Annotated in this window: 14 protein-coding genes; 11 read left to right on the top strand and 3 right to left on the bottom strand. The window is 68.7% G+C overall.

Annotation, left to right across the window (positions count from 1 at the left end):
- The first annotated feature begins 6 nt into the window (after positions 1-6).
- Genes cbiE through cobS form a run of 7 tightly spaced genes read left to right on the top strand, consistent with a single transcriptional unit; the run spans position 7 to position 6,313 of the window.
- Entirely contained in the window at positions 7-1,233 is a 1,227-nt protein-coding gene (cbiE, locus tag EDC22_RS02140; RefSeq protein WP_132804943.1) for a precorrin-6y C5,15-methyltransferase (decarboxylating) subunit CbiE, read from the top strand.
- Entirely contained in the window at positions 1,212-1,613 is a 402-nt protein-coding gene (locus EDC22_RS02135; RefSeq protein WP_132804942.1) for a cobalamin biosynthesis protein, read from the top strand. Before cbiE ends, EDC22_RS02135 begins: the two co-directional genes overlap by 22 nt.
- Positions 1,610-2,374 carry a precorrin-4 C(11)-methyltransferase gene (gene cobM / locus EDC22_RS02130; RefSeq protein ID WP_132804941.1) on the top strand — a complete coding sequence of 255 codons (765 nt, stop codon included), beginning with the start codon at positions 1,610-1,612 and terminating at the stop codon, positions 2,372-2,374. The genes EDC22_RS02135 and cobM overlap by 4 nt, the downstream gene beginning before the upstream one ends.
- The gene (gene cobA, locus EDC22_RS02125) at positions 2,371-3,183 is read left to right on the top strand and encodes a uroporphyrinogen-III C-methyltransferase (protein ID WP_132804940.1); all 813 of its coding nucleotides are present in this window, start codon (positions 2,371-2,373) and stop codon (positions 3,181-3,183) included. Before cobM ends, cobA begins: the two co-directional genes overlap by 4 nt.
- Positions 3,180-4,523, top strand: coding sequence for a cobyrinic acid a,c-diamide synthase CobB (locus EDC22_RS02120; protein ID WP_132804939.1), 1,344 nt, complete (start codon positions 3,180-3,182; stop codon positions 4,521-4,523). Before cobA ends, EDC22_RS02120 begins: the two co-directional genes overlap by 4 nt.
- A 15-nt stretch (positions 4,524-4,538) precedes the next feature.
- Complete coding sequence (gene cobT / locus EDC22_RS02115; RefSeq protein ID WP_132804938.1) at positions 4,539-5,558, top strand: nicotinate-nucleotide--dimethylbenzimidazole phosphoribosyltransferase; 1,020 nt, start codon at positions 4,539-4,541, stop codon at positions 5,556-5,558.
- The gene (cobS, locus tag EDC22_RS02110) at positions 5,555-6,313 is read left to right on the top strand and encodes an adenosylcobinamide-GDP ribazoletransferase (RefSeq protein WP_132804937.1); all 759 of its coding nucleotides are present in this window, start codon (positions 5,555-5,557) and stop codon (positions 6,311-6,313) included. Before cobT ends, cobS begins: the two co-directional genes overlap by 4 nt.
- 11 nt (positions 6,314-6,324) lie before the next feature.
- Here cobS and EDC22_RS02105 read toward each other — a convergent pair whose 3' ends face one another.
- The 3 genes from EDC22_RS02105 to EDC22_RS02095 are packed head-to-tail and all read right to left on the bottom strand — an operon-like array spanning position 6,325 to position 10,125.
- Entirely contained in the window at positions 6,325-8,016 is a 1,692-nt protein-coding gene (locus EDC22_RS02105) for an ABC transporter permease subunit (RefSeq protein WP_132804936.1), read from the bottom strand.
- Positions 8,013-9,017, bottom strand: coding sequence for an ABC transporter ATP-binding protein (locus tag EDC22_RS02100; protein WP_132804935.1), 1,005 nt, complete (start codon positions 9,015-9,017; stop codon positions 8,013-8,015). The genes EDC22_RS02105 and EDC22_RS02100 overlap by 4 nt, the downstream gene beginning before the upstream one ends.
- A 58-nt stretch (positions 9,018-9,075) precedes the next feature.
- Complete coding sequence (locus tag EDC22_RS02095; RefSeq protein WP_245499582.1) at positions 9,076-10,125, bottom strand: ABC transporter substrate-binding protein; 1,050 nt, start codon at positions 10,123-10,125, stop codon at positions 9,076-9,078.
- A gap of 230 nt (positions 10,126-10,355) precedes the next feature.
- Here EDC22_RS02095 and EDC22_RS02090 point away from each other — a divergent pair, with 230 nt between their 5' ends.
- From EDC22_RS02090 to EDC22_RS02075, 4 genes are all read left to right on the top strand, one after another.
- Positions 10,356-10,730 (top strand): DUF423 domain-containing protein, encoded by a 375-nt coding sequence (locus EDC22_RS02090; protein ID WP_132804934.1) that lies wholly within the window; start codon positions 10,356-10,358, stop codon positions 10,728-10,730.
- Positions 10,731-10,900: 170 nt separating this feature from the next.
- Positions 10,901-11,890, top strand: a complete 990-nt coding sequence (locus EDC22_RS02085) for a sialic acid TRAP transporter substrate-binding protein SiaP (protein ID WP_132804933.1) — start codon at positions 10,901-10,903, stop codon at positions 11,888-11,890.
- Positions 11,891-11,959: 69 nt separating this feature from the next.
- Positions 11,960-12,517: a TRAP transporter small permease gene (locus EDC22_RS02080; protein WP_132804932.1), complete on the top strand. Its 558-nt coding sequence runs from the start codon at positions 11,960-11,962 to the stop codon at positions 12,515-12,517.
- A 3-nt stretch (positions 12,518-12,520) separates the two neighbouring features.
- Positions 12,521-13,801 (top strand): TRAP transporter large permease, encoded by a 1,281-nt coding sequence (locus EDC22_RS02075; RefSeq protein WP_132804931.1) that lies wholly within the window; start codon positions 12,521-12,523, stop codon positions 13,799-13,801.
- The last annotated feature ends 110 nt before the right edge of the window (positions 13,802-13,911 follow it).

The following is a 13,911-nucleotide window of genomic DNA, read 5'->3' as shown; positions in this document are numbered from 1 at the left end:
CCTGTCGTGAGCGGCGGGACCTCTCCCGGCCGCTGGCTCGCCATCGTGGGGATCGGAGAGGATGGTGTCGAGGCCCTCGGCCCCGCCGCCCGCGCATTGGTGGCAAATGCCCGGATCGTCTATGGCGGAGCCCGCCACCTGAAGCTCGCCGGATCGCTGATCAGCGGCGAGGCTCGGGCCTGGCCGAGCCCGATCTCCGACGCCTTTGCCGCAATCGCCGGGCTGCGCGGCACCCCGGTGACGATCCTCGCCTCCGGCGATCCCTATTGCTTCGGCATCGGCGGTGCGCTGGCGCGGCATGTTGCCGCCGACGAGACCATCGCCATCCCGGCTCCCTCGGCATTCTCTCTCGCCGCCGCGCGGCTCGGCTGGCCGCTGGAGGAGGTCGCCACCCTGTCATGCTGCGGCCGGCCCGTCGAGGCGATCCTGCCGCACCTGCAGCCGGACCGTCGGCTGCTCGTGCTCTCGGCCGATGCCTCCACACCGGCGGCAGTCGCCCGGCTCCTTGCCCGATACGGTTTCGGCGGCTCGCTGGTCCACGTGATGGAGGCGCTCGCCGGCCCGCGCGAGCGGCTGCGTGGGACGACGGCGGCCGGCTTCGACCTCGCCGACATCGACCCGCTCAACCTCGTGGCGCTCGAGGTCGTTGCCGGTCCCGACGCGCGCGTCATGCCGCTGTCGGGCGGCCTTCCCGACGACTTCTTCGAGTCGGACGGGCAGCTGACCAAACGGGAGATCCGGGCCGTGACGCTGTCCGCGCTGATGCCGATGGCCGGCCAATGCCTGTGGGACGTGGGTGCGGGGTCCGGCTCGGTGTCGATTGAATGGCTTGTCCGGCATCCGGCCAACCGGGCCATCGCCATCGAGCGCGATGCGGATCGCGCTGCCCGTGCTGCCCGCAATGCAGCGAGTCTCGGCGTGCCACGGCTCGAGGTGGTCACCGGCGAAGCGCCCGGCGCCTTTGCCGGACTGCCGGAACCGGATGCCGTATTCATCGGCGGCGGCGGACAGGCGGACGGCGTGATCGAGGCGGCCTGGCGGGCGCTGCGACGCGGCGGACGCATCGTGGTCAATTCCGTGACGCTGGAGACCGAGGCACGGCTGATCGAGGCGCACGGCAGATGCGGCGGGACGCTCACCCGACTGTCAGTGGAGCGACTCGAGCGAATCGGCGGGCGCCAGGGCTTCCGGCCGGCGATGACGGTGACGCAATGGGCGGCGCGCAAGCCATGATCGTGGCCGGTATCGGATGCCGCCGGGGATGTACCGCCGACGAGATCGTCGCGCTGGTGCGCCGCGCCATGGAAGAGGCCGGCGCGGCCCACTGCCGGCTGACGGCACTCGCCGCCCCTTCCTTCAAGCGCGACGAGCCTGGCCTCCGCGCGGCTGCCGACATTCTCGCGCTGCCGCTGTTCCATGTCGGCGACGACCGGCTCACGGCGGTGCAGGCGGACTGTCCGACCCGCTCGGCATCGGCCCTCGCCGCCACAGGCCAAGCCTCGATTGCGGAAGCGGCCGCGCTTGCCGCCGCCGGACCCGGGGGCCGGCTGGTACTGGCGCGCATCAAGAGCGCCGCGGCCACCTGCGCGCTCGCAGAACGGAGGCCGCGATGACGGTGCACTTCATCGGCGCGGGTCCCGGCGCGCCCGATCTGATCACCCTGCGCGGGCGCGATCTGATCGCCCGCTGCCCGGTCTGCCTGTACGCCGGCTCGCTGGTGAACCCCGCGATCCTTGGCCATTGCCCGCCGGGCGCCCGGATCGTTGATACCGCACCGATGAGCCTCGATGAGATCGTCGCCGAGTTCGAGCGCGCCCATTCGGCAGGTCAGGACGTCGCACGGCTGCATTCCGGCGACCTCTCGGTGTGGAGCGCGCTCGGCGAACAGGTACGCCGGCTGGAGGCGCTCGGCATTCCCTACACGGTCACGCCCGGGGTGCCCGCCTTCGCCGCAGCCGCCGCCGCGCTCGGCCGCGAGCTGACGCTGCCCGAGGTCGGCCAGTCGGTGGTGCTGACCCGCACCTCCGGCCGTGCGTCGGCGATGCCGCCGGGCGAGAGGCTCGATGCCTTCGCCCGCACCGGCGCGACGCTGGCGATCCATCTGTCGATCCATGCGCTCGACCGGGTGGTCGCCGAGCTTCTGCCCCATTACGGGCCGGACTGCCCGGTGGCGATCGTGTACCGCGCCAGCTGGCCCGACGAGCGGATCGTCGCCGGGACGCTGGCGACGATCGTCGCAGCGGTCGCCGCCGCGCCGATCGAACGCACCGCGCTGATTCTCGTCGGCAGCGTGCTCGCGACAGACGATTTCCGCGACAGTGCGCTCTACGACGCCGGCTACCAGCGCCGATTCCGGGGCCGGACCGAGCGATGAAGACGATCGACGCCCTCCGCCGCCTGATGGGTCCGGTGCCGCGGCTCGTGCCCGGTCACGTCTGGCTGGCTGGCGCCGGGCCGGGCGATCCGGCGCATCTGACGCTCGGCGCCATTGCCGGCCTCGCCCAGGCCGACGTCATCGTCCATGACGCGCTCGTCGATCCGCGCGTGCTCGCGCTCAAGGACGAGGCAGCCGTGCTCGAATTCGCCGGCAAGCGCGGCGGCAGGCCGTCGGCCACCCAGGCCGACATCTCGCGCCGGCTGGTCGAGCTTGCCCGCGCCGGCCGGCGCGTGCTGCGGCTGAAGGGCGGCGATCCCTTCGTGTTCGGACGCGGCGGCGAAGAGGCCCTGACACTGGCGCGCGAAGGCATTCCGTTCCGGATCGTTCCCGGCGTCACGTCGGGGCTTGCCGGCCTCGCGCTTGCCTCGATCCCGGCAACGCACCGTGGTGTCAACCAGGCAGTGATCCTCGCGACCGGCCACGCCGCGGACTCCGCCGGTGACATCGACTGGGCCGCGGTCGCCCGCACCGGCTTTCCGGTGATCCTCTACATGGCGATGAAGAACCTCCGCCGCATCGCCGGCGCGCTCATGGCAGGCGGGCTTGCCGCCGACACGCCGGCGGCGATTGTCGTTTCCGCCACCTTGCCCGAGGAGCAGGTACTGGTCTCGACGCTGGAGCGGATCGCCGCGGAGGCGGATCAGGCCAGGCTGTCGCCGCCGGCGATCGTCGCAATCGGCGGCATCGTCGCCCTGCGCGAACAGCTCGCCGGTCTCGCCCGGACGCTGATGGAGCCGGTTCCGTGACCGCGCGCGGCCTGATGATCGCGGCGCCGCGGTCAGGCTCCGGCAAGACCACCGTGACGCTGGGGCTGATCGTGGCGCTGCGCCGACGCGGATTCAGAGTCTCGGCCGCCAAGTCGGGCCCAGACTACATCGACCCTGCCTTCCACACCGCGGCGACCGGCCGGCCGAGCCCGAACCTCGACAGCTGGGCGATGCCCCCTGCGCTGATCGAGGGTCTCGTCGCCGAGGCGGCGACGGGCGCCGACATCGTCATCGTGGAATCCTCCATGGGCCTGTTCGATGGTCTGGCGCTGGCAAGGGGTCGGCGCGGGGCTGGCGCCGATCTGGCGGCACGGCTGTCGCTGCCGGTGCTGCTGGTCATCGATGTCAGTGGCCAGTCGCAGTCGGCGGCAGCGATCGCCCGTGGATTTGCCGCTCACGACCCCGACGTCAAGATCTGCGCGGTCGTTCTCAATCGGGTCGGGAGCGAACGCCACCGCGAGCAGGTGGTCGGCGCGATGCACGAGATCGGCATGCCAGTCGCCGGGGCGATGCTGCGCCAACCGGCGATCACCCTGCCCGAGCGCCATCTCGGCCTGGTGCAGGCGATGGAGCACGGCGATCTCGACACGCTGCTCGAACGCCTCGCGGACATGGCCGAGGACTCGCTCGACCTCGACTTGATCGCCGGGCTCGCCACCCCGCTCACGGCGCCCGCCGCAGCGCCCGCTGCCCTGCCGCCGCCGGGACAGCGGATCGCACTTGCGCGCGATGCCGCCTTCACCTTCACCTATCCGCACCTGATCGAGGGCTGGCGACGCCATGGCGCCGAGATCATCCCGTTCTCGCCGCTCGCCGACGTGCCGCCGCCCGAGGACTGCGACGTCTGCTGGCTTCCTGGCGGGTATCCGGAGCTGCACGCCGGCGCGCTGGCGGCGGCGCGCCGGTTCCGCGAGGGGCTGCGGCGCTTTTCCGAGACCCGCCCGGTCCACGGCGAGTGCGGTGGCTACATGGTGCTCGGCGCGGGGCTCGAGGATGCGGCTGGACGGTGCCACGAGATGGCCGGCCTGCTCGGCCATTCGACCAGCTTTGCCCGCCGCAGGATGAACCTCGGCTACCGCGAGGCGGAGCTGATCGGCGACTGCCCGATCGGACCCGCCGGCAGCCTCGTGCGCGGCCACGAATTCCACTACACGACGCTGACCGATCCGGGCACCGACGATCCTCTCGTCCGCCTCGCCGACGGACAGGGCCGACCGCTCGGAATGGCAGGCGGTCGGCGCGGGCTGGTGTCCGGCACCTTCTTCCACGCCATCGCCGCGGTCACAGACCCTGCACCGCCGCGGCCCCGTTCCCTCTGACGAGAAGCCATCCCGATGACCGACCGATTCGCTTCGCTCGATGCCCTGCGTTCCGCGTGCGCGAACCTGCCCGCCCCCGACAAGGGCGCTGGCGCCGCGGCACGCGCCCGCCAGGCCGTACTGACCAAGCCGCCAGGCAGCCTCGGTCGCCTCGAATGGCTTGCCGAATGGCTCGCCGAGTGGCAGCGGCGCCCCGTCCCACGACTCGAGCGGGTGCTGGTGCTCGTCTTCGCCGGCAATCATGGCATCACCCGACGTGGCGTATCGGCCTTCCCGGCGAGCGTCACCGCGCAGATGGTGGCGAATTTCGCCGCCGGTGGCGCCGCCATCAACCAGCTCTGCGCCGCTGCGGGCGCCGAATTGCGCGTCACGGCGCTCGACCTCGACGCGCCCACCGCCGATTTCACCGAGGCGCCCGCCATGACCGAAGCGGAGTTTCTCGCTGCGGTCGCGACCGGCTACGGCGCCGTATCCGCAGACATCGACCTGCTCTGCGTCGGCGAGATGGGGATAGGCAACACAACCACCGCCGCGGCGCTCGCCGCCGCGCTGTTCGGCGGTGACGGTGAACACTGGGCCGGCCGCGGCACCGGCGTCGACGACGCGGGTCTCGCCCGCAAGCGCGCGACGGTGGACGCCGGGCTCGCGCGCCATGCCGCGGCGCTGTCCGACCCGCTCGCCGCCGCCGCCGCGCTTGGCGGTCGCGAGCTCGCCGCGATCCTCGGCGCGGTGCTCGCCGCCCGCCATGCCGGCGTCCCGGTGCTGCTCGACGGCTTCGTCTCGACGGCCGCCGCCGCCCCGCTCGCCCGCCTCGCCCCGGGCGGTCTCGACCATGCGGTGATCGCCCACGCCTCGGCCGAGGCGGGCCACCGCAAGCTCGCCGCAGCGCTCGGCAAGGAGCCGCTGCTCGATCTTGGCATGCGGCTCGGCGAAGCCTCCGGAGCCGCCGCTGCGGTGCCGATCCTGCGCGCGGCGGTTGCCTGCCACGCCGGCATGGCGACCTTCGCCGAAGCCGGTGTCGACGGAAAGGAATGAAACCGGTGCACCGGCGCGCCGACGACATCGTGACAGCCATCGGCCTGCTGACACGTCTGCCGATCAGCACGGGCAATGCCGCCGGCCTCGATCCGGCCCGCGCCACCTGGGCCTACCCGCTCGCGGGAATCATCGTCGGGATGGTCGGTGGTGCCGTCTATGGACTGTCCTGGTGGATCGGTCTGCCGGCTCTCGTCGCCGCCGCACTCGCCTTTGGCACGATGCTGCTGGCGACCGGCGGCCTGCACGAGGACGGGCTCGCCGATACCGCCGACGGCTTCGGCGGCGGTGCGGACCGCGACCGCAAGCTCGCGATCATGCGCGACAGCCGTATCGGCAGCTTCGGCGTCCTGGCGCTGATCGTCGCCTTTGCGATCCGGTTCGGCGCCGTCACCGATCTCGCGACACCGCTGTCTGTGGGCGCGGCGCTCGTCGCCTCGGCGGCGCTGTCGCGGGCAGCCATGGTCACGCTGATGTGGCGTCTGCCGAATGCCCGTCCCGGCGGCCTGTCGGCCCGCGTCGGCACGCCGCCCGACCGCGCCGCCTGCGAGGCGCTGGCGCTCGGCGCGCTGGCGGCCCTGCTTCTGCTCCCGGCCTGGACCGCCGTCGCGGCAGTCCTCGCCGCCGCCCTCGCAGCGGCCGCCGTTGCGATGCTTGCGCGCCGCCAGATCGGCGGCCAGACCGGTGACGTGCTGGGTGCCGCCGGCATCGCCGCCGAATGCGCCGCGCTGGCGGCGATCATTGCCGTTACATGACCCCTCTGAGGCTACCGGATCAGGCTCACCCCCCTGACGCCCAGAAGCCGCAGCAAAAGCTGCGCAACGATTAGGAAGCCGATCACGGTCGCGATGATGCAGACGGCGAACGCCGCTGCCTGGTTTACCGCGCCTCGATCATCCAGGTAGAGGACCGAGACGGCGGCGAGCTGGGTTGCCGGCGTGATCAGGAAGATGACCGCCGACAGCGTCACCATCGAACGCATGAAGAAGAACACCCCGACGCTCATCACGCTCGGCCAGATCAGTGGCAGCACGACGCGCGTCAGCGTGGTGATGCGGGTCGCGCCCAGCGTCGCCGAGGCTTCGTCGAAGGTCGTGCTGATCTGCTTCATGCTGGTCGTCGCCAGCAGGAAGCCTTGGGCGTGGTAGTGGTAGAGATTGCAGAGCGCGATGATCCAGATCGTGTCGTAGATGAGGTAGACGGGATGGCCGGGCGTATTGAAGGCGAGGATGTAGCCGAGCCCGAGCACCATGCCAGGCACCGCCGCCGGCAGGATCGCCAGGAAGTACAACAGCCGCGTCGCCCGATTGTGATACTGGTGGTTGGCATAGGCCGCCACCGTCACCAGTACCATGCCCATGACGGCCGTGACGAGCGCAACCTTGATGCTGGTCCATAGCGGCGCGATGCCGTTCTGGACGTCGAATGCATAGTGGCGCAGCGTGAACGCGAGATTGTAGGGCCAAAGCCGGACGAAGCTGGCATAGACGACAATCGCCACCAGCGACAGGATCGCCAGCGCGACGACAAGCGCATAGACGAACCACAGCGCGTCGCGCAGCCGCTGCGGCTGCGGTACCAGCGGTACCGACTGCGCGGTGACCGCCGCGAACTGTCGACGCGCGATCCATTTCTCCGCAACGACGGCCAGCGCGGCAGGCAAGAGCAGGAGAACGCCGACGACCGCTCCCATGGCGAAGTTGGCCTGGCCGGAGACCTGGTTGTAGATCTCGACGGCCAGCACCGAATAGTTCCCGCCGATTACCACCGCGTTGCCGAAGTCGGTGATGACGATGGTGAACACCACGAAAGCGGCGGACGCCAGGCCGTAGCGCGTGGCGGGCAGCGTCACCGTCCGGAAGACGCGCCAGGGTCCCGCGCCGAGCGAGGTCGCCGATTCGTAGGGCCGCGCATCCGCCACCTTCAGCGCCGTGGACAGGATCAGGAAGGCGTGCGGAAAGGCATAGGCGAGGTCGGCGATGAAGATGCCCCAGAAGCCATAGATGTCGATCGAGGTGCCGAAGGCGCGGTTGACGAGGCCGTTGCGGCCGAGCAGGAACTGCAACCCGAGTGCCTGGACCAGCGATGGCGAGAAGATCGGCGTGAGCGCGATCAACCGGAGCACGGGCTTCAGCGGCATGCAGGTCCGTTCGATCGCATAGGCGAAGCCGTAGGCGAGCACGAGCGTCGCCACCGTCACCGAGATGCCGACCGTGAAGGTGTTGCCGACGACGCCGACGAAGCGCGCATTGGAGAAGTAGCGCAGGTAATTGTCGAGGCCGATGCCGTCCGGCGTGACGAACGAGAACCGCAGGATCGCCCAGATCGGCCACAGCACGAAGGTGACCAGCAGGATGCCGGACACGGCGACGACCGCGAGGCCGAACACCCGGTCGATGTCCCAGCCGGACGCAAGCCGGGCGCGCACCGCGCCGGCCGCGGTGCCGGTCCAACTCATGGACGGGTATCCGCCAGCCGGCGGATGCGGTCGGCCGGGAGGACGAGGCGAAGCCTATCGCCGGGTCGAACCGTCCCCTTGCCGCCGTGCAGCTCCACCTCGAGCAACTGCCCGCCCGCCTCGACGCTGACCCGGCGCGTGTTGCCGAGAAACGCCACCTTGCGCACCGTCGCCTCGATGCCCCGACCGTCCTCGCCGTCGGCCAGGACCACGATGTGTTCGGGACGGATCGCCAGCACCTCCTCCGTCGTGTCCGGCGCCGCGGCGCGCAGCGCCGGCGCCTCGATGATGTTGATGCGGCCGATGAACTCGCCGACAAATCGTGTCTGCGGCGCCCAGTAGAGCGTGTCTGCGGCACCGACCTGCTCGATCCGGCCACGGTTCATCACCACGATCCGGTCGGCCATTTCCATCGCCTCGTCCTGGTCATGGGTGACCATGATGGTGGTGATGCCGAGACTCTTCTGGAGGTCGCGGATTTCGCCGCGCAGCGATTCGCGCACCTTGGCGTCGAGCGCCGACAGCGGCTCGTCGAGCAGCAGCACGGCCGGGCGCGGGGCCAGCGCCCGGGCGAGCGCGACGCGCTGCTGCATGCCGCCGGACAGTTCGTGCGGATACTTGTCGCGGTGGACGCCCAGATGGACGAGGTCGAGCATCTCGCGCACCCGGGCGTCGATCTGGTCGCGCGGCCACTTCCGGCATTCCAGGCCATAGGCGACGTTGCGCGCCACCGTCATGTTCGGGAACAGCGAATAGGACTGGAAGACGACGCCGAAATTGCGCTTGCGCGCTGGCAGCGCCGCCAGATCGGTGCCGCCGAGCAGGATCTCGCCGGATGTCAGGTGCTCCAAACCGGCGACGAGGCGCAGCAGCGTGGTCTTGCCGCAGCCCGAGGGACCGAGGAAGCAGACGAACTCCCCCTCGGCGATGTCGAGATCGACAGTGTCGACGGCGGTCACCTCGCCAAAGCGCTTGGTGACGCCACGAAGGCTGAGGAACATCGCGGCGGCCCGGATGCAGGACGCGGCGGGGAGCGGCGGCGCCACCCCCCTTGCCCCGCTATTTCTCGTAGCGCCTCTGCCACTCGGCGACGATGCGCTCCTGGTTTGCCGCCGCCCAAGCGTAGTCCATCTCGAACAGCACTGTCGAGATATCGTCAGGAAGACCGGCCTTCTTGAATTTCTCGGGCATGGTCCGGCCCTGCATCGTGACGATCGACTTCCACTTGTTGTACTGCTCCTCGGCACTCTTGGAGAGAGTCCAGTCGAGGAACTTCTTCGCGTCTTCCTTGTTCTGTGACGAGGCCATCAGAGCGTTCGCCTCGAGCTCGTGGCCGGCCCCTTCGGAGGGGATCACCATGGTGATCGGATAGCCCTCGTCGATGTTCTTGATCGCCCTGAGCGCGAAGGACAGGCCGATGGCAAATTCGCCGGCGCTGGCGACGTTGCAGGGCTTCGACCCGCTCTTGATGTACTGGTCGATGTTCTTGTCGAGCTCGTCGAGATAGGCCCACCCCTTCTCCTCGCCCATCATCTGCAGGATCGAGGCGATGTGCAGGTAGCCGGTACCCGAGCTTGCCGGATTCGGCATCACCAGCTTGCCCTTGTATTCGGGCTTGATCAGATCCTGCCAGGAGGACGGCATCGGCAGTCCTTCCTTGGCCATGATCTCGTTGTTGACGCAGAATGCACCCATGTAGCCGGTGGTCGCGAACCAGCGGCCATCCTTGTCGCGGAACCGCTCCGGCACCTTCTCGATGCCGGCCGGGGTGTATGGTTCGATCATCGCCAGGATGCGCGGATCGACCATCGAGGTCGCCGCCCAGCCCCAGATGACGTCATGCTTGGGATTGCTCGCCTCGGCGAGGATGCGGGCCTTGAGATCGCCGGTCGACAGGCGCAACACATCCACCTCGACGTCCGGCACGTCCTTCTTCATCGCTTCGAGGAACGAGGCGAGCTCGTCTTCCTCGTAGGAGGTGTACACGGTGATCTTGCCGGCATCCGCGGTGCCCGGCAGGGCCGCCACCAGCGCCGCCAGAACGAGGCCTGCCCCGACGCGGAGCGCCCGGTTGCGTGTCGTCGTCATCATCCTTGTCATGCCAGCCATTATGCTAGTCTCCCCTGGTTGTTCTGGGCTGTTCCGACGCGTGCGCCGCAGCGTCATCCTACTGTCATGTGACTGTAACGTGACAACCATCCCCGTGGAAAGACCTCTGCTGTGTATGCTGCATTCCGGAACCTGGCTGTCCGTCACGCTGTGGCGGCTGCGGCATCGTGGCGGCTTGCGCCCGGCCAGCTGCCCTGCGAACGCGATCACCCGAGGCGCGGAGAGTCGACATGCGACCTGGTGAGCAGATCGGCCTTGTCCTGGCAGGACTGTTCGGCGCCGCCGGCGTCGCCGGCGCCGCAGCCGGTGCGCATGGCGGCATTGCCCATCTGGATGTCGTCGGACCGTTCCTGATCATGCATGCGGGCGCCCTCGCTGCCCTGGTGGCGCTATCGCTGTCCCTGTCTCCCGCGCCCCGGCTGGTCGGCCTGGCGGGTGCAGCAATCGCGATCGGCGTCTTGCTGTTCTCGGTCGATCTTGCCCTGCGCGGGCTCTACGGACTGAGGCTCGCCCCGATGGCGGCGCCGGCCGGCGGAACACTGACGATCATCGGCTGGCTGCTGCTCGCGCTCGCCGCCCTGACCATCCGCCGCCGGCGTCCCTGAGACCGGTTCGCGATCCGATTCGGGCGGGCGCCGCGGCCGCCGGCACGCGGCCAGCTGCCGGCGATCTTTCATCGTACAAATTGGCTTGCGCGATCGGCCGGATCGCACCATCCTTGTGGACCACGTATACACATTACCAAAACCGCTCACGGCACTGAGGGAGACAGCGCATGCAAGGAGCTTTCGCTCGCAGACTTCTGACCGGACTCGTGTCCTCCGCCGCGATCCTGACCCTCGCGGTCGGCGGCGCGATGGCACAGACGGCGCTCAAGTGGGCGCACGTCTACGAGACCTCCGAGCCCTATCACACCTGGGCGGTGTGGGCGGCGGACGAGTTCAACAAGCGTACCGACGGGCGCTATACGATCGAGGTGTTCCCGGCCTCCTCGCTCGGCAAGGAATCCGACATCAACGAGGGGCTCGGCCTCGGTACCGTCGACATCATCTACACTGGCCAGCTTTTCGCCGGCCGCTCCTACGGTCCGCTCGCCATCGGCGGCGCGCCCTACATGTTCCGGGATTTCGACCACTGGAACGCCTTCTGCAACTCCGACCTGTTCGACGAGCTCGCGCAGGGCTACAAGGATGCGACCGGCAACCATGTCGTGGCGATGACCTACTACGGCGAGCGGCATGTGACCTCCAACAAGGAGATCAACAGCCCGGCCGACATGAAGGATCTCAAGATCCGGGTACCCGACGCGCCGATCTACATGATGTTCCCGAAGGCCGTGGGCGCCAACCCGACGCCGATCGCCTTTGCCGAGGTTTATCTGGCCCTGCAGCAGGGCGTGGTCGATGCGCAGGAGAACCCGCTGCCGACCATCGAGGCCAAGAAGTTCTACGAGGTCCAGGATTACATCGTCCTGACCGGCCACATCACTGACGCGCTTCTGACCATCATCGGCGGCCCGACCTGGGATTCGATGGACGAGGCCGACCGCAACACCCTGGTCGAGGTGCTGAAGGAGGCAGCCGCCAAGGCGACCGACGACATCATCAAGAAGGAGAAGGAGCTGGCCGACTGGTTCCGCGCCCAGGGCAAGACCGTCATCGAGGTCGATCGCACGCCGTTCCGCGAAGCGGTGATCCCGGCGCACAACGGCCCCGACGCCACCTGGGACAAGGCGATCTACGATCGCCTTCAGGCGATCCAGTAGACCGAATCCGTTACGAGGCGGCCGCCGGTCGGCCGCCTCCCCATCCCCGACGATCGGACGCAACCCGTCATGGCAACGCTTGACCCGCGCCCGGACCTTGCCGACCCGGACGACGAGGAGATCGACCTGTCCGACCTGCGATGGGACGACAGCATCGTCCTCGTCGTGTTCTGGATACTGGCATTCGTGGTGTTTCTCCAGTTCTTCACGCGCTACGTGCTGAACAGCTCGCTCGGGTGGACAGAGGAGATCGCCCGCTATCTGCTGATCGGCGTCACCTTCATCGGCTGCGTGATGGCGACCCGCAAAGACAGTCACATCGCCGTCGAGGTGTTCTACCGCTGGATGCCGCGCCCGGTCCGCAAGATCCTGCAGTATACGGTCGATGCCGTCTGCTGCGGCTTCTACGCCTACATGGCATGGATCACTGCCAGACTTGCGCAGCGGACCAACGGACTCATGGTCTCGATCGATATTCCCAAGGCGTTCGTCTACTGGATCGTGGCAGTCTGCTTCATGGCGATGACGGTCTATGCACTGATCACGCTTTGGCGCCACGTGAGTACCGGCACCAGCCGCCTGATCGATCCCGACAGGCCCGCCGAAACCGCCCCGAGCATGGAATAGCCGATGCTGCTCACCCTTCTTTTCGTCCTGCTGCTCGGCATGATCCTGCTGGGCTTCCCCGTGGCGGTGGCGCTGATCGGCTCGTCGGCCGTCTACATCCTGCTGTCGGGTCGCGTCCCGGACGTTGTGGTGATGCATCGCGTCATCAACGGCGTCGACTCCTTTCCGCTGCTGGCAATCCCCTTCTTCATTCTCGCCGGCAACCTGATGAACACGGCGGGGATCACCGAGCGCATCTTCGAATTCGCCAAGGCGCTGGTCGGCTGGATGCGCGGCGGGCTTGCCCACGTCAACATCGGCGCCTCGGTCATCTTCGCCGGCATGTCGGGCGCCGCGGTCGCCGACGCCGGCGGTCTCGGCTCGATCGAGATCAAGGCCATGCGCGACGCCAAGTACGACCCGGGCTTCGCAGTCGGCGTCACCGCCGCCTCCTCGACCATCGGGCCGATCATTCCCCCGTCGCTGCCGATGGTGATCTACGGCGTCATGGCCGGCGCCTCGATCGGCCAGCTGTTCGCGGCGGGCTTCATCCCGGGGCTCTTGATGGCGCTGGCGCTGATGGTGATGGTGTTCATCTACGCGCGCATCCGGAATTATCCGCGTGACCAGGCCTTCCGCATCTCGGTGCTCGGCCAGTCCTTCGCGCGCGCCTTCCTGTCGCTGCTCACGCCGGTGATCATCGTCGGGGGTATCCTGTTCGGCCTGTTCACGCCGACCGAGGCGGCAATCGCAGCCTGCTTCTGGGCGCTGTTCCTCGGCCTCGTGATCTACCGGACACTGACCTGGCGGCGGTTCCTGCGGGTTTCCTTCGACACCATCGAGACCACGGCGGTGGTGCTGTTCATCGTCGGCGGCGCCTCGATCTTTGCCTGGATCCTCACCTCGACGCGGGTCACCGAGCAGTTCGCGGCGCTGATCCTGACCATCTCGGACAATCCGATCATCGTCCTCTTGCTGATCAACCTGATCCTGCTCGTGGTCGGCTGCTTCCTGGAGACGGTGGCGGCGATCACCATCCTGGTGCCGGTGCTTCTACCGGTCGTCGTCAAGGTCGGTGTCGATCCGGTACATTTCGGCGTCATCATGGTGCTGAATCTGATGATCGGGCTGCTGACGCCACCGATCGGCATGGTGCTCTACGTGCTGTCCCGCGTCGCCAAGCTGCCGTTCGAGCGCTGCGTCGTCGCCACCGCGCCGTTCCTGGTGCCGCTCGTCACCGTGCTGCTGCTGGTGACGCTGATCCCGGGCCTGTCGATGTGGCTGCCGACGCTGATCTACCGCTGACGGCTGGGGATCCGAGGGATGGGGCCATATGTGTGGTGACCATCCCTGCCACCTGCCGTCGTCCCGGTCGAACCCTCGCAGCGAGCGCAAGAGAACCGGTGCCCATTGGC

Source organism: Tepidamorphus gemmatus (assembly GCF_004346195.1).
GTDB lineage: Bacteria > Pseudomonadota > Alphaproteobacteria > Rhizobiales > Tepidamorphaceae > Tepidamorphus > Tepidamorphus gemmatus.
The sequence above is the reverse complement of the archived record's forward strand: the minus strand, read 5'-3'. Positions and strand labels throughout refer to the sequence as shown.